The organism is Streptomyces sp. NPDC059917 (assembly GCF_042730635.1).
In the GTDB taxonomy this organism is placed as follows: Bacteria; Actinomycetota; Actinomycetes; order Streptomycetales; family Streptomycetaceae; genus Streptomyces.
Map to the genome: position 1 here is coordinate 64,714 of NZ_JBHWLC010000001.1, position 14,256 is coordinate 78,969.

Annotated in this window: 13 protein-coding genes and 2 pseudogenes; 9 read left to right on the forward strand and 6 right to left on the reverse strand. The window is 69.8% G+C overall.

Annotated features, from left to right (window positions below):
• Position 1 precedes the first annotated feature (1 nt).
• The 4 genes from ACFWAR_RS00270 to ACFWAR_RS00285 all read left to right on the forward strand — a co-directional run bounded on the left by ACFWAR_RS00270 (position 2) and on the right by ACFWAR_RS00285 (position 6,794).
• On the forward strand, positions 2 to 736 hold the full coding sequence (locus ACFWAR_RS00270; protein ID WP_385772006.1) for a hypothetical protein: 735 nt from the start codon (positions 2 to 4) through the stop codon (positions 734 to 736).
• Between the two features lie 90 nt (positions 737 to 826).
• Positions 827 to 1,354, forward strand: a complete 528-nt coding sequence (locus tag ACFWAR_RS00275; protein WP_385772007.1) for a hypothetical protein — start codon at positions 827 to 829, stop codon at positions 1,352 to 1,354.
• Entirely contained in the window at positions 1,288 to 2,166 is an 879-nt protein-coding gene (locus ACFWAR_RS00280) for a hypothetical protein (protein WP_385772008.1), read from the forward strand. The genes ACFWAR_RS00275 and ACFWAR_RS00280 overlap by 67 nt, the downstream gene beginning before the upstream one ends.
• Positions 2,163 to 6,794 (forward strand): AAA family ATPase, encoded by a 4,632-nt coding sequence (locus ACFWAR_RS00285; protein WP_385772009.1) that lies wholly within the window; start codon positions 2,163 to 2,165, stop codon positions 6,792 to 6,794. Before ACFWAR_RS00280 ends, ACFWAR_RS00285 begins: the two co-directional genes overlap by 4 nt.
• Before the next feature lie 164 nt (positions 6,795 to 6,958).
• Here ACFWAR_RS00285 and ACFWAR_RS00290 read toward each other — a convergent pair whose 3' ends face one another.
• A complete protein-coding gene (locus ACFWAR_RS00290) occupies positions 6,959 to 7,570 on the reverse strand; it encodes a hypothetical protein (protein ID WP_385772010.1) in 612 nt (203 codons plus the stop codon).
• A 192-nt stretch (positions 7,571 to 7,762) separates the two neighbouring features.
• Between ACFWAR_RS00290 and ACFWAR_RS00295 the strand changes: the two genes are divergently transcribed.
• Positions 7,763 to 8,257, forward strand: a complete 495-nt coding sequence (locus ACFWAR_RS00295; RefSeq protein WP_385772011.1) for a hypothetical protein — start codon at positions 7,763 to 7,765, stop codon at positions 8,255 to 8,257.
• A gap of 57 nt (positions 8,258 to 8,314) precedes the next feature.
• Here the strand turns inward: ACFWAR_RS00295 and ACFWAR_RS00300 are convergent, their stop codons facing one another.
• Both ACFWAR_RS00300 and ACFWAR_RS00305 read right to left on the reverse strand, forming a co-directional pair.
• Positions 8,315 to 8,596 (reverse strand): hypothetical protein, encoded by a 282-nt coding sequence (locus tag ACFWAR_RS00300; RefSeq protein WP_385772012.1) that lies wholly within the window; start codon positions 8,594 to 8,596, stop codon positions 8,315 to 8,317.
• 178 nt (positions 8,597 to 8,774) lie between these two features.
• Positions 8,775 to 9,167: a hypothetical protein gene (locus ACFWAR_RS00305; protein WP_385772013.1), complete on the reverse strand. Its 393-nt coding sequence runs from the start codon at positions 9,165 to 9,167 to the stop codon at positions 8,775 to 8,777.
• A 267-nt stretch (positions 9,168 to 9,434) separates the two neighbouring features.
• On the opposite strand from ACFWAR_RS00305, the gene ACFWAR_RS00310 reads away from it, so the two are divergent.
• A complete protein-coding gene (locus tag ACFWAR_RS00310) occupies positions 9,435 to 10,328 on the forward strand; it encodes a hypothetical protein (protein WP_385772014.1) in 894 nt (297 codons plus the stop codon).
• On the opposite strand, the gene ACFWAR_RS00315 is transcribed toward ACFWAR_RS00310, so the two are convergent.
• Positions 10,259 to 10,837, reverse strand: coding sequence for a contact-dependent growth inhibition system immunity protein (locus ACFWAR_RS00315; protein WP_385772015.1), 579 nt, complete (start codon positions 10,835 to 10,837; stop codon positions 10,259 to 10,261). The two genes, ACFWAR_RS00310 and ACFWAR_RS00315, sit on opposite strands and share 70 nt — an antisense overlap.
• Before the next feature lie 159 nt (positions 10,838 to 10,996).
• On the opposite strand from ACFWAR_RS00315, the gene ACFWAR_RS00320 reads away from it, so the two are divergent.
• From ACFWAR_RS00320 to ACFWAR_RS00330, 3 genes are all read left to right on the forward strand, one after another.
• Complete coding sequence (locus ACFWAR_RS00320) at positions 10,997 to 11,572, forward strand: hypothetical protein (protein ID WP_385772016.1); 576 nt, start codon at positions 10,997 to 10,999, stop codon at positions 11,570 to 11,572.
• Complete coding sequence (locus ACFWAR_RS00325; RefSeq protein ID WP_385772017.1) at positions 11,562 to 12,191, forward strand: Fic family protein; 630 nt, start codon at positions 11,562 to 11,564, stop codon at positions 12,189 to 12,191. The genes ACFWAR_RS00320 and ACFWAR_RS00325 overlap by 11 nt, the downstream gene beginning before the upstream one ends.
• Positions 12,192 to 12,640: 449 nt before the next feature.
• The gene (locus ACFWAR_RS00330) at positions 12,641 to 12,976 is read left to right on the forward strand and encodes a hypothetical protein (protein WP_385772018.1); all 336 of its coding nucleotides are present in this window, start codon (positions 12,641 to 12,643) and stop codon (positions 12,974 to 12,976) included.
• Positions 12,977 to 13,081: 105 nt separating this feature from the next.
• On the opposite strand, the pseudogene ACFWAR_RS00335 reads toward ACFWAR_RS00330, so the two are convergent.
• Together ACFWAR_RS00335 and ACFWAR_RS00340 are read right to left on the reverse strand one after the other, a co-directional pair.
• Positions 13,082 to 13,705 (reverse strand): annotated as a pseudogene (locus ACFWAR_RS00335) (transposase); the annotation flags it as partial.
• Between the two features lie 121 nt (positions 13,706 to 13,826).
• Positions 13,827 to 14,254, reverse strand: a pseudogene (locus tag ACFWAR_RS00340) (transposase); the annotation flags it as partial.
• Positions 14,255 to 14,256 lie beyond the last annotated feature (2 nt).

Genomic DNA, 14,256 nt, shown 5'->3' on the forward strand with positions numbered 1-14,256 from the left:
CATGCAGACGCACACGGAACTCCCCCACGGCTACGAGCTCCTCGATCTGGTCGAGCCGGAGGTGGCGGAGCACGAGCCGGACCGGCAGTTGGAACCGCTCGACGAATCCACGATCACGCTGTTGCGCCGCGAGACCCGGATCGGGCTGGCCCGTGGCCCGGTCCGCCGGGTGGAGGCCGCTCCCCCGGGCCGCAGCGGCTACGACGTGCCCCTGATCTGCGTGATCCAGACGCACCCCGAATCGGATGTGCGCTGGTCCCGACTGGTCGTCGACCTCTCGGCCTCGCAGGGAGCCGTCGTCGCGGACATGGCACCGGGCCTCGTCGAGGGGGAACACCCGGTCGAGATCGAGACGACCCTGGGCGCGGGGCTCACCTTCCAGATGGCGAGTTCACTCATCGGCGCGGAGCTGGCGCCCCAGATCACCCGGCGACGGACCGTCTACTGCCCCCGGATCACCTCGTCAGGCATCGGCTTCACCACCGCCTACTGGGACTTCAGGGCGTCGGACCAGGCGTTCCTCCATGTCAACGAGGAACTGCGGCTGCTCGTCGACGCTCCCGCGGGCGTCCCCGTCGATGCGAAGGTGACCATGCGCGTCAGGGTCATGCCACGAGGCCTCGGCAGGGTGATCCGGCTGACCGGCAAACTCGGCACGACCGAGCGACTGTGCCGCCTGGCGGACCCGGCGCCGTCGCAGCCCCCCCGCGTCGCGCCGTCCGACGGTCGCCGGTGACTGATTCGGCCGCCCAGGATGAGGGACCGAGCGAGTGCGCCAAGAGCCGGGCCGGGCCTCGTCGAGCAGGCGTTCGGGCGCGGTGATGCGGTGGGTGTCGAGCGCTGGGCGCCGGTGATCCTCGCGCAGGACACGACGTTCCCGATCACGGCGCTGGGCGTGGCCTTCCGGGACCGCGGTGACCTGGAGCGGGCCATGCAGGTGTTCCTGCGCGCCGAGCACGCTTACGGCTTCGCCCATCTCCGCAGCCGCCGGAGTCACCCCGACGTCCTCGACTACCTGGAGCGCATCCAGGCGACCCTCGACCCCTTCGGCGGCCGCTTCGTCATCCACGGTCCGCCCGTCCTCCGCCGACTTGGCGGTCTTCGAGTACGCGATCCACAGGTCGACAGCCCCACGGAGCCACAACCTGGCAGCACCCCATCGGACCTGACCGGCCGACCGACCCGCGGCGGTCATCCGGATGGAGCACAATCGTTGTTCAGCCGGGGCGGCCTCGACCGCGTACCGGCGATCGCGGGCAGGAACGGCCAGGCAGGGTGGGGAAGCGCGTGCAGGCAGCACAGATCGTCGGGGTGCACGGGATTCGACAGTCCAAGACCTCGGGGCGGCAATTGACCGAGGACTGGGGCAAGGCGCTCCGACGGGGCATCAAGGAGTTCACGGACCGGCCCGACGATGCCTTCACCCTCCAGGTGCCGCACTGGACCTCACTCTTGGCCACGGGCACGGACCGCCTGGGACCGGCGGACGACCGGTTCGGCGAGTCCGCACCGATGACGCCGGGCGAAGAGGAGTTCGTGGCCGAGGCACTCCGTGACCTGGTCCGGCCCGAAGACCTGGCCTTCGCCGAAGAACAGCCGCTGGCCACGCTGGGCCTGCCGAAGCTGTGCTCACCCCGCATCACCCGGCTGTTGATCGCCTACGACCACCGCCACCCGGGCGGGGTCGGGCAGTCCGTCGTACGCAAGATGAGGGAGGTCCACCTCTACCTGACGGAGCCGGACCTGGCCGCCGCGGTCCGGGCACTGATCCGTGACGACTTCTGCGCCACCACCTCCGTGGTCATCGGCCACTCCCTGGGCAGCGTGATCGCCTACGACCTCTTCCGCCTGGAGGAGATCGGTACCACGCGCACTCCCGGGCCCGCCACCGACACCTTCGTCACCTGCGGCTCCCCCCTGGGAATCCCCTCGGTACGGCGGCTCATGGGAATCAAGGACGACGAGCGCCTGCGCCTCCCCGACCACATCACGTGGATCAACGTCTACGACCCCGGCGACCTCATCACCGGCGGCGCCGGGCTCTCCCACGCGGCACCGCACCTGACCGACGCCAGGGTCGGTAACGGCATGGGCGACCCCCACAGCGCCGTGCGCTACCTCCGTACCGAGCCGGTCGCTCACGCGGTGACGGGCGGACGGCGTTGACCCGAGAGCCCGCCCCGCGGACGTTCGCCCGCCGCCTCCTCGTCATCGCGGTCACGGAGTACGACGACGGGACCCCGGCGCAGCAGAGCGAGTTCAGGGCGGGCATCACCGCCCAAGTCGCGACCGTGGAGGGCTGGTGGGCCGGTCCGGGCCTCGATGACAGTCGCCGCTTCACCTCGGTCCCGGCCAAGCGACTCGACAGCCTGCGTGACCTGCGCGAGTTCCTCCTCGACCAGGAGCTCCACGATCTGGCCGATGATGAAGCCCTCGTCGTCTACGTCACCGGCCACGGCCTGGCCCCGGACAACTCCCCACAGCACTTCCTGCGCCTGCCCGCGTCGTACGAGGACCGGCCGCTCAGCACCGCCTTCCCCACCGCCGAACTGATCACGACCGTGCTGGACTCCCCTGCCACGCACGTGCTCGTCATGGTCGACTCCTGCTTCTCCGGCCGGCTCGGTGGAGAGCTGACGACCAGCGTGAAGGCGCTTCGCAAGGACCGCCACGCGCTCGGTTCACTCGTCGTGATCGTTTCCGGAGACGACGAGAGCAGGCCCCGTCTGGGGCAGTTCACGAACCTGCTGCGGGCCGTTCACGACCACTGCGCGGACAAGGCCAACGGCTACGCCGAGCCGCACCTGAGCTGGCAGGAGTGGAACGGGATCGTCCAAAAGGTCTTCGACCCGCGCACCATGGCCGACCTCCACCACATCTGGCCGACGCGCTCGCTCACGGTCCAGAGAGCACAGCAACTGTCGAGCCCCTGCCTCCCCAACCCCGGCCATGCCGGAGTCGAACCCGTCCTCGACGCGTCCCTCGGTCAGGTCGGCTGGACCCGCACCGAGCTGGACACGTATTGGATCCCGCCCGCCGCCGGCGCCGGTGTGGCCGGGGCACCCGGTTGGTATTTCACCGGCCGCGCCGCGCTGGTCAAGCGGATGCTCGCGTTCCTGGAGGGCGAGGAAGGCGTACTCGTCGTCACCGGCGAGGCAGGCTCCGGCAAATCAGCCCTCCTCGCGCGCATGGTGACCCTCAGCGACGCCCGGTTCCGGTCCGACGCGCGCTACGCCCCCCTCCTCGACTCCATCCCCGACGAACTGGACGTACGCCAGGGGTCCGTGGACGCGGCCGTACTCGCCCGCAACGCGGACCCGGACGAGCTCTCCCAGGCCCTGTACGCGGCGCTCGGCGGTGTCCCCGGCACAACGCCCGAGAGTTCGGCGACGACGCGGGACGCCGGCCCTCCGGCCCGCCTGCGCACGCTCGTACAGGACACCGCGCAGCGGCGGGGGAAGGCATTGACCATCGTCGTGGACGGCATCGACGAGGCCAGGAACCCGACGCGCGTCATCACCGACCTCCTTCGTCCCCTCGCCGACCTGCGCATGAAGGCGGAGACCGGCGAGCGGCCCGCCGTCCGGCTGCTCCTCGGTATCCGCAGCCCCCGGCAGAACACCCCGGCTGCCGCGGGCGGCCTCCTTGCCTCTGCCCCGGACCATGCACCGGCCTCTGCCCCGGCCCCGGCCTCCGCCGTCGGCCCGTCCGACCTGCTCAGCCTGCTGATGCGTGCCACCCACTCCTGCGCGCCGATCCGCACGGACGATGCCGAGACCACCGCCGTGGACGTCGCCGCGTACGTCCGCGCGCTGCTCCGAGCACCGCGTGCGGACCAGCACGACGACCACCCGGTGCCCGACCCGGCCCGGCACCACGAGCTGGCCGAGGCAGTGGCGCGGGAGGTGTCCCCGTCCTTCCTGGACGCCCGGATCGCCGCCGAACAACTGCGCGCGATGCGCGACCTGCCGGACCCCGACGATTCCGAGTGGCGCCGAACCCTGCGGCAGGGCACCGAGGCCCTCCTCCGCGAGGACCTCGGCGAGGTCGCGCTCTCCCACGGCACACCGGCCGGAGAGCTGATCGCCGCACTCACGGCGTCCGCGTTCGGGCAGGGGGCGGGACTGCCCTGGGCCGACATCTGGCCGACCGCCGTGCGTGCGCTGTCGCCGAGCCCGGCTTCCGACCCCGACGCGGTCATCCAGCAGGTCATGAAAAGCCGTCTCAACGGCTATCTGACCACCGCGGTCGAGGACGGACGGACCGTGTACCGCCCGATTCACGAACGCATCGGCGAAACCCTTCGGTACGCGCCGCACTCGCTGCTCGACGTCCCGGAATCCGGCCGTCCGAAGAGGCTCTCCTCCAGCGAGGTCGCCGCCGTTCACGGGAGACTGACCAGGGCCTTCGGGCAGTTGATTCCGCTCGGGACCGACCAGGCCCCGCACCCCTATCTACGACGCCACCTGATCGCGCACGCAGCCGCCGCCGGACTGCTCGATGACGTCCACGTCCCGAAGCGCTTCCTGCCCTGGGAGACGAGTGGCACGGTCCGGGCGGCCCTCGGCCTCCCGGCAGACCCCGGCCCGCTGACCCGGAACCTGGCTTCCTGGGCCCGCGTCGAGCACTTCCTCGGTGACGCCGGAGTAGCGGCCCGGGCTGACAGCCTGGATCTGTCCCTGCTCGGTTTGGACCTCGAAGAGGATGAAGAGGACGCGATCCCGTCCCCGACGGAGACCCTGCCCGCAACGGAGACCCCGTCCGCAGCGGAGACCGCGTCCGCAACGGAGACCGCGTCCGAGACCGAAGCCGGTCGGTGGGACGACGGGCACGGCTCAGGGGCCACTCCCCTGTGGAACCACCTGCGGGTGCCCGGCAACCTCCTGGGCCGTATGACGGCCGGCCTCTCCTCACTCGTCCCCTTCACCCTGCCGGACGGCAGCCCGCTCGTCGCGGCAAGCGATCAACACGGTGAGGTGAACGTGTGGGACCCGCTCACCGGAACCGAGTTCGGACTGCCCTTCCAGCGGGCCTACTTCGCGCGCGCCCTGGCGGTGCTGACCGGCCGGGGCGGGGAGCCCCTGCTCGCGGTGGGCACGATCAAGGGCGTCTGGATCTACGATCCCCAGAGCGGCGACGCCACGCCCCTGCCGACGACGGAAGCAGTGTTCGCACTCGCGGCCTTCACGACACGTGACGGCCTGGGCAGGCTGGCGGTCGGGACCAGACAGGGGCTGTCCCTGTACGACCCCCTGGCAGGCGAGTTGCTGTACCGCCGGCCGCTCCTCGACGGTGTGGTGGGCCGTGCGGTCACGGCCCTGTCGACGATGCGGCTCCCGTCGGGAAGGACGCTGCTCGCCATGGAAGGCCCGAGCGGCACCCTCGACGTCGTCGATGCCGAAACGCTCGACGTCGTCACCGTGGTACGCGGTGTGGGAGGCGGAGTGGCGGACCTGGCCCTCTACGCCGACCCGCACGGTCGGCCCCGACTCGCCGCGGCCTTTCGGACGATGCGCAGCGTGCGCACCTACGACGCGTGGACCGGGGAGGAGAACTGGGCCGCGCGCATCACACACCGCGCGGTGTCCATCGGGCTCTACCCCTTTTCGCACAACCGGACCGTGCTGGCACTCGGCAGCGGTGACGGCTCCGTGAGCCTTTGGGATCCTGGTACCGGAAGGGAACTCTACAAATCCCCGTCCGACCACACGCAGCGGGTGACAGCCGTGGCCGCGGTGAGCACGGAAGGGGAACTGCCCCTCGTGCTGTCCGGTTCCTTGGACCGGACGGTCAGGGTCTGGAAGCCCACTCCTCTCATGTCCGGTTCGCAGATCCGCCTGGAGGAGCTGGGGGACGGTTCCCACATGGCGGTGCTGCCCCGAACGCGGGGCGGTTCCCTCCTTCTTGGGCCGACCCGCTCGGGTGGCGTGACCGTCCGGTCGGCGGTGACGGGGCGGTTGCGCCGCCGCTCGGAGTGGCCCACCGAATGGAATTCCGGGGGCCTGACCGCGCTGGCCACGCACGAGTGGCCCGACGGTTCGACGCGGGTCATCGCCGGTACGGCCCACGGCTTCATCGGGTGCTGGGACGAGGCGAACGGCTGGGAACGTCTTCCGGTGGCCGATGCCTCGCAGAAGACGAGTGTGCGTGCGCTCGCCACGTTCCCCGTCGGGGGTACCGACCGAGTCGTCCTGATCAGCGGAACGGGGAGAGGAGACGTCCACTTCCACGATCTCGCCACCGGCGAACCATGGGCCGACTCTCTCCGGACACGCGGAGCCATTCGCGCCTTGGCGGCGTTGCCGAGCGCGTCGGGCCCGCTCCTGGCCTTCGCCACCGGGCACGACGTCAGGGTCGGGCGCCTCGGGGACCCACCTGACCTGCGCCTTCCCATCCGCATCGGTGACGTCTCCTCCCTCGCGGTGTGCCCTGCGCAGGACGGGAGCCCTCTCCTCGCCACAGGCGGCCGTGACGGTTGTGTGCGGCTCTGGTCCCCGGAGACCCCGAGGAAGGAGGTCTATCCGGTGCTCGAGGGCCACCGCGGTCGGGTCTCCGCCATCGGGCTCCTCCGGACGCCCGCCTCGTCGCGACCGCTCCTCGTCACCACGGGATTGCACGACACCACCGTGCGCCTGTGGGACCCCTGGACCGGAGAGGAGCTGATGCGCCTGGTCACCGGTACGAGCCTCACGTCCCTCGGCGTGCTGCCCGCCGGGAGCGGAGCGGCGGACCACGGCGACCCCGTGATCGCCTTCGGCGGACCGGCGGGGATGGCCGCGGTCACGGTCCGGTGACCTGACGGCGACTTCCTGCCCCCCGACTGGAGCGAGCGGCAGATGACCACGGTATCGAGCATGAGCGCTGGTAGGACGAGCAGTGGTCCTACCGCCCTCTGGAGAGCCGCGTCATCCGGCCCCCTTGCGAGGACCCCTGTGGCGCAAGGGCACCTGACTCGGGCTCACAGGCACTGACTGGCACCCAGGTTGCTCCAGCGCCGATTCACCTCCGCTGACAGCTTGTTGCGGGTATCGGTGTTCTCCTGGTAGCTGCCTTCGGGCACCACGCCGTCAGCGATCTTTCGGAAGGCACCCGCGAGTGCGCCATCCAGATTGCTCACGTTGTTCATTGCCGTGATCAGACCCGAGATCTCAGTGTCGTGGCCCTTGGGGACCTCGATCCTTTCGAGTTCGGCTTTCAGCATCCTCTCCTGGCCCGTCAGTTGGTCCAGGTCGTCTGCCGCCGTACGGAAGACCTGCCGCAACTGTGCGGTGGGGAGCTCGTCAGCCGTCCCGATCGCCGCCTGGGCATCGAGGGCGGCGCGTGTCGACGCGTGCGACGTGTTGTTCGCCTTGAGGATGTCGCCCCAGTTCTCGTCACAGGCGCTGTTGGCTTCGTTCGCCCAGTCCGCCGGGGTGAAGGGCTTGGGAGGAGGGGGTCGATCGATCAAAACGATCGCCGTACCCACGATGCCGGCGATACCGGCCAGCACTCCGAGCCACGTCTTGGCATGGCGGGAGAGCTTGCTCTGGCGCTGGGCTTCGCCCGGGTTGTCCGCTTCAGGTTCGTCCATGGGACATGGGTTCCAACTCCGAGCCCGGTGGCGATCCCGGTGAAACTCGAATGGCGTAGCCATCCGGCGGGTGGAGGTCGTGTGTCACCGGTACGTCTGCGCTCTTTGACGCTTCTGCTCTCCGGTGGCACCGCTCACCCGTACGGTTGCAGGCGGGCTCCCCCTCCCCCGACACCCTGAACGAGGAATCCCGTGCGCAGTGTCATAGCTGTCCCGGCCGCCGCGGCGGTCGTTGCCCTGGCCGTGGCGTGTTCCCCGCAGGGCCCGGCCGCCGGGTCATCCGCCGCGCCACCGACGGCCCGGGCGACCACCGTCGTGGAGGGGACCCTGACGCTGCAGGGCAAGGCCGCTGCGTACGCCAGCCAGTCCGGCCGCACCGACAGCAAGGTCTGCACCGGGGCCCGGGGATACGACGACGTACGCGAAGGCGCTCAGATCACGGTGTACGACAGGTCCGGAACCGTCCTCGGCGCGGCACGCCTCGGCAGTGGGCTGGACTACGGGCGCGTCACGCTGCTCGGCAACAGCACGCAGAAGGCCTGCGAGTTCCACATCGGCCCGGTGTCGGTACCGGCGGGGGCGGGCCCGTACCAGGTGGAACTGGGCGGGGGCCGGCGCGGGAAGTACACGCTGGTCGAGGGGGCGCCGCTCGCACTGACGTTGGGAACGGGCTCGGGAACGGGTTGAGGACCGGCCCGCTGACCGACCTGCCGCTCGGCGAGGAGGCCGTGCGGGCCCATGGGGCTATGCGTTGTCGGGGCGGTCGGCCTCGGTCCGGAGCGCGACGAGATCGCGGCAGAGGGCGGTGACCGAGCCGTTCCCGTGGGCGATCTCGTGGCTGCAACCGTTGCGGTGGGGCAGGACCCCGTCGAGGGTCACCGTCCCGAGGTGGAGGATCGGACCCGTCGGGCCGGTGCCGATGGCCAGGGCGCGGACGGGGGCACCTCTGAGTAGGGAGTGCCGGAGTTCGCCGGTCAGGGGGTTCCAGACGCGCACGCCGCTCCGGTCGCCCGAGGCGAGCAGCATCCGGCCGTGGGACGTCCCGGCCGGTTCGCCTGAGCTGGCTGGCCGTCCCGGCCGGGGTCGCGGACGTGGAGGTCGGCAACGGCAGGCTGAAGGCCCACGACGTGCGCCGCTACCTCGACCAGCCTGCCGTCGCCGAACGCATCGTGAAGGTGGCTATTGAACGCTTCAACCTCGGTGGTCAGCCCGCGGTGGGTGTGGAGGGCGCCGCCGCGAGCCTGGCCATCGCCCGAAGCCTAGTGAAGTAGGAGGCGCAGTACTCCTCGTTGATCAGAGGAAGGATCTTGTCGAGGTCGGTGATGCAGCCCCATAGATAGGCGACGCCACTGTCGTCGAGTCCGCCCTTCAGCTCCCTCTGCACGAGGCCGGCGACGTCGGCGTCCAGGAGGACCAGGTCCACGCCGTCGAAGTCCACTCCGCGGAAGCCGTCGGGGAACAGGGGGCGCAGGTGGTCCTCCCACAGTCGGACGAGACCGCCTCCGGGCTGCGCTCCACCCGCGCAGGAGGCTGTCACCTCTGCCGCGGACGGTGGGCGCAGGAGCAGGGAGACGGCATCGAATACGGCACGCAGCATGGCGGCGGCCCGGGTCGGTGCGTGACGGCGACGGTGGCGAACTCGTACCGGTAGTAGGAGTGCCGGATGAGCTCGCGGGAGGTTTCCAACGAGCTCATGACGTACATCGACGCACCGCCGGGCAGGACCAGGTCGCCGACCAGGGCGTGCATGTCCGCGTGGTCGAGCACGAGGTCGCGGGCGCGCGGGTCCCGTACGGGCAGCGAGAGCGGGTCGGGCGGCGCTGGCAGGGTGTTCGCCGGTGCAGTCTTGTCGCGGGAAGGGTCGGTGCCATCGGATTTGCTCGGGGCGGTCGATGCCGCCCGGGCCGCCCGGATCAATCAACCGGCACGTCACGTCGGCGGCAACGTGAAGAAGGGTGTGATCGCGATCGGGCCGGTGACCATCCGCAGGACGCCTGGGACGATCGCCGCACTGGTTGTCGTGGTGGTGCTCGTGCTGGGCCTCGCCCTCAACGGCTTCGTTCGTCTCCTCGACAGCGACAACAGTTCCGCCGACACGTCCAACTGCCAGGGGCGATTGAACACGGGTGGCGTGGGACCGGCCGACTCCTCGGGCGACACCCAGGTCGCGTGCAACTACCGGACCCACGACACCGTCGAGAACGCCAAAGCCGCCTACCAGCGGTACGTCGACCAGGCCGGAGGGACGGTCGACGAATCCCGGGACACGATGTCCCTGGCGCAGGTCGGCGACAGCAGCATCGCCTGCTCCTCGCGCCGGTACACCGGTTCGGAGCAGCTCTACGAAGGGCCGTGGCGGCGGCGCGGGCACGGGCCGCCGGCGAAGAAGGTTGCGCACGCCTGCGTGGATGGCCACGTGGCCTCGGGCGTGTTCCAGAACTGGGGTCTTTGCCTTGCTTCGTGCCCCGATGATCGGGGAGGGGGTGGGGAGAGGGGGCCCTTCAGATGGCCAATGGCCGTTCTCGGGGCCGCTGTTGACGGTCACGCTCCTGGGCCGCTCGCACCGCCGATACAGTCCCGCTGCCGTCAGGGGCATCGACGCACTGTCAGCGGCCTACAGAGCGGGAAACCCTTCGACCCCACGTTTCAGGGCAGGCGGCACTTCGGCCAACTCCGAGACGATCAGGCTCACCTTCCGCCTGAGTTCGGGGAACTCGGTCCGGACCTCGACGTCCCTGGTGAGGACGGCGGCCAATAGATCGCCCTCGTACATGTCGCCTCCGCCAGCGGGTCGGCCCGAAGGACCTCCATCGCCAGCGGCAGGAGACGGGCAAGGCCCACGTCCTGCCCGATCAGCAACCGCATGTCCTCGACCGACGGACCACCGATCGGCTTGCGCCGAAGCTCGCGCACGGTCGCCATGAGCCGGGTTTCACCGCCCCACCGGGCCGACCAACGGTCACGCTCAAGCTCCTCAAGGGAGCGGCCACGGTTCACCAGTCGAGTCACCCACCGATCGTCCCATGTCAGATCTCCAGCGCGTCCTGAGAAGTACGCGGACAGAATGCCGAAAGCCCGAGAACTCCGCGAACAGGCGGTCCGGATCTCCGACCACCCTTGAGACGCGGGCTCCTCGCCGATGCGGGATGATCCTCGATTCCGTGCGTGGCCTGGTGTGGGCGTGCGCGGGTTGTGCGCAGGCGGGTCCATGCGTGCCGGGCGGCTGGGGCGACGAATTCGGATGACAGGTCTCGCCCTGGTGGGCATGATCAGTCGGTTGTTCCGTCATGTCTGACTACGGGGGTCCCCACGTCCATCCACATCGAACGTATCTGGTCGCTGCCATGGACTGCAGCCGACCCCAACCGGAATCCCTTCGACTGGGACGACGACGAGGCGGCACGGCTGACGGCGCTTGTCGTCCCGATGGTGCCCACCGAGGCCGACCGGATGGCTGATCCCGACCGGGTGGCGGGTTATCGGTTCATGGACGAGGTCACCGTGCTCCTGGTGTCCCGCTACGGCCGGTGGGCCTGCGGTTGGGAGCGCTCGGTCCATAACGGTGGACCCGTCGAGGCCTGGTGCTGCGAGTCGCACTCGGTCACAGACGCACAGGAGACTGCCGAGCGCGTCGTGACGTGCCTGCTGGAGTGGCGGGACTGGCTGGAGGACATGGCCGAGCGGTTCGAGCAGCTCGCGCCGTGTCCCGACGCTGACGCCGAGGACCGGAGCTGGCATCTGGAACGTGCGGTGACCCGCCTGGTCACCGCAGTCGTCAACAGCACGCACGCCGAGTCGTCCTGGTACGGGCTCTGCGAGAAGACGCTGACCTGGTTCCTCACCTCCACGGGGCTGGGCTTGGAAGAGGCACAGGTGGCGGTGGAGGCCGCCATAGGCGGTCGGTTCAAGAGCCACGTTGCACCTGCCCCGTTGCTGGTCGACACGATTGGAGAGGACCTGGCCATTCGCCTGACCGGACGAGGGTTCTATCGTGAGCGATGACGCGCTGGCCGCATGGTGCGAGGTAAGGGAACAGGTCGACTGGTCCTCGGCCGCGTGCGTAGGTCCGGCACCGGTACGCCCGGCTGTCGATGGACTCGCCGCCTGGTTCGACGGTCCGGTCCGCCTTCGCGACCCGGATCGTGCGGACCGGCTCCTGGCCGCGATGGCCCTGTCCCGCGTAGCGGCCTCACGGGGAGAGCCACTCACCTCGACCCTCCTCGCCGACTGGCAGAAGCGGGTCCTCGGTGTGAACGAGGTGGGTCTGCGTCAGAGCGACGCCTTTGCCAAGGGCGGGCGGGAACGATACGGCCTCGCACCTCACACATGGCGGGACTTCGCCGCCTGCCTGCACCAGAGTGCCGACCCGTCCGTTCCTCTGACGGCCCGCGCGGCCAGGGCATACCTCGACATAGCCTTCTTCCACCCCTACCCGGACGGCAACGCCCGCCTGGCACTGCTGGTCCTCGCCCACGTCCTGGAGAGGGAAGGAGTACGCCTGGACGAGGTCGGGCCGTTGCAGACCACCCGCTATGCGGACGACCCTGACGGCGCTCTCGACCTGGCGGTTTTGGTCACCGTGCTGATCCGCGCCACGTACCGTAGGGCAACCGAACGGTGAGTGAAGATGGCGGCGGCGTGCAGCGTCCTCTGCTCCCCGCCGGCGCGGGGGCAACCCCTACTCGCCGTCGATCGCGGCCAGTTCGATGCTCGGACCGTCGACGAGAGGCCGCCCCATCGGCATCGGCCAGCTCGCTCGACGGGTCTCGGGAGGGCATGGCCCACTGCACGGGGCAGGGTCGAGCGGGTCGGCCACTCGCGTGATGGTGCGGTCGCACCAGTCGCAGAGCACTGTCGCGTGGGAACCTGAGCCGCCAGGACATCGACCGCGCCTTGGGCGGTTGCGGGCAAGTCGGGTTCCGTGATCGCTACGGACGGACCGTCCAGCAGAAGCTTGCTGTTCCGGAGGCTGAGGCCGGTGATCGTTCGGATCGCACGTCTCAAACCAGTGCCGCATCGGACAACGTTCGCCCCTGATGTGCTGGGCTGGGGACTGCCATACTGGGCGCCATGGGGAGAGCTTTGAGTCGCACGAGACCGTGGGAGCAGGGTGATCTGACCGGCGGACCGGCCGATCAGGTTTTCGCGCAGGTCCGTCAGGCCGTGCCGGGTGTGGTCATCGAGCGTCTGGCGGTCACGCACCCCGCCGACGATGGCAACGTCTACTTCCTGGGTGCCGGGGCGGTTCTGGACCGAGTCCAGTTGGATACCGGCCCGGATGGTCGGCCGCCGTTCCTGATCGAGACGGATTGTCGGGTGGTGACCTCGGACGTCACCGAGGCGGTCGCGGCTGTTTCCGTGGGGCTGGGTTCAGTCGACGTTGCCTTGGGCGACGAGCTTCCGTAGGCGGTCGTCGTCGGCGTTGCGGTTTCGCCAGATGATGTGGCGCCGGATCGTGCTGCCCTGCTCCTTGTGACCGGCGCGATCGGTGCCGTCGAGGGTGAAATAGCGCAGGTCACACAGGACCCGGGCCAGCCGGGTGACGTCGTAGCCAGCATCGCCATCAATCATGATGGCCGGTCCTCGGCCCGTCACTGCCCCGCGCCGATGAACCGTTCAACGACTCCTCGGAGCTGGTCGGCGGTGACCCCGGTCGCGTCGTCGACCGGTCCGGGCCGGACTGCGTCGAGGATCGCGGTCCAGGATGTGGCACTCGGCTCCAGCACGGCCACGAAGGAGTAGGGCCGGCCTGGGATGAACCGGGAGGCCGTCTTCGCGCGCCCGTGGACGTGGCAGAACAGCCGGTCGGCTGGGCACGGCGCGTTCGACCGGAGCCACGGTGACACATTGACCGCCGGGACCAGCCGTCCACCGTCGAACCCCGGTAAGGGCAGCCCGGCCAACACCGTCCGCTGACGGTCGACGTCGATCCGGCCGCGCTTCAGGTCGCCGTGCATCGCTCGGCGCCCACGACGGTGCTCGGGCAGCAGCGTCGGGTCCACCAGGGACTTCACCGCACCATCCACACAAGCACCGCATCCACCAGCTCGAACAACTCGGTCGGACACTCCTAGAACTCGCCCTGGAGGGTGACGCTTCCGCGAACGCTTCCCTCCGGACCGCATCGGGCAGCAGACCCGCCCTCACGACCTTCGCCGTGATCACCTGCAGACTTGGTCGGAGCACATGATCAGACGAAGGCCGCCCCCGCGTCCGGCGAATCCCCAGGTGAGCGACCTAGGACGTCTCTTTCGGATCACTGCGCGGCCCAGATGAGGATGCCCGCAAGGTGGATGCCGGCCTGGAAGATGCTCGCGGTCCTGTCGTATCGGGTGGCAAGGCCGCGCCACTGTTTGGGTTGGTTGACGCACCGTTCCACGGGGTTCCGCTGCCTGTAGGCAGCCTTGTCGAAGCCGGGCAGCCTTCCGCCGTGGCGGCCTCGGCGCTTTCGGTTGGCTATCTGGTCGGAGGGCTGGGGGATGACCGCCCGGATGTCGCGTCCGCGGAGGCGGTCACGGATCGCGCGGGAGGAATGGCTTTGTCCGCCAGGACCATGGCCGGTCTCACCCGAGCCCGCCCGAGCGGGCGCGGCACCCGGATTGTGGCCATGACCTGTTCAGATGCGGGTGCGTCACCTGCCTATGCGGGGGTTGGTACGAAAGCGAGAGGGCGGCAGAGGTCGTCCA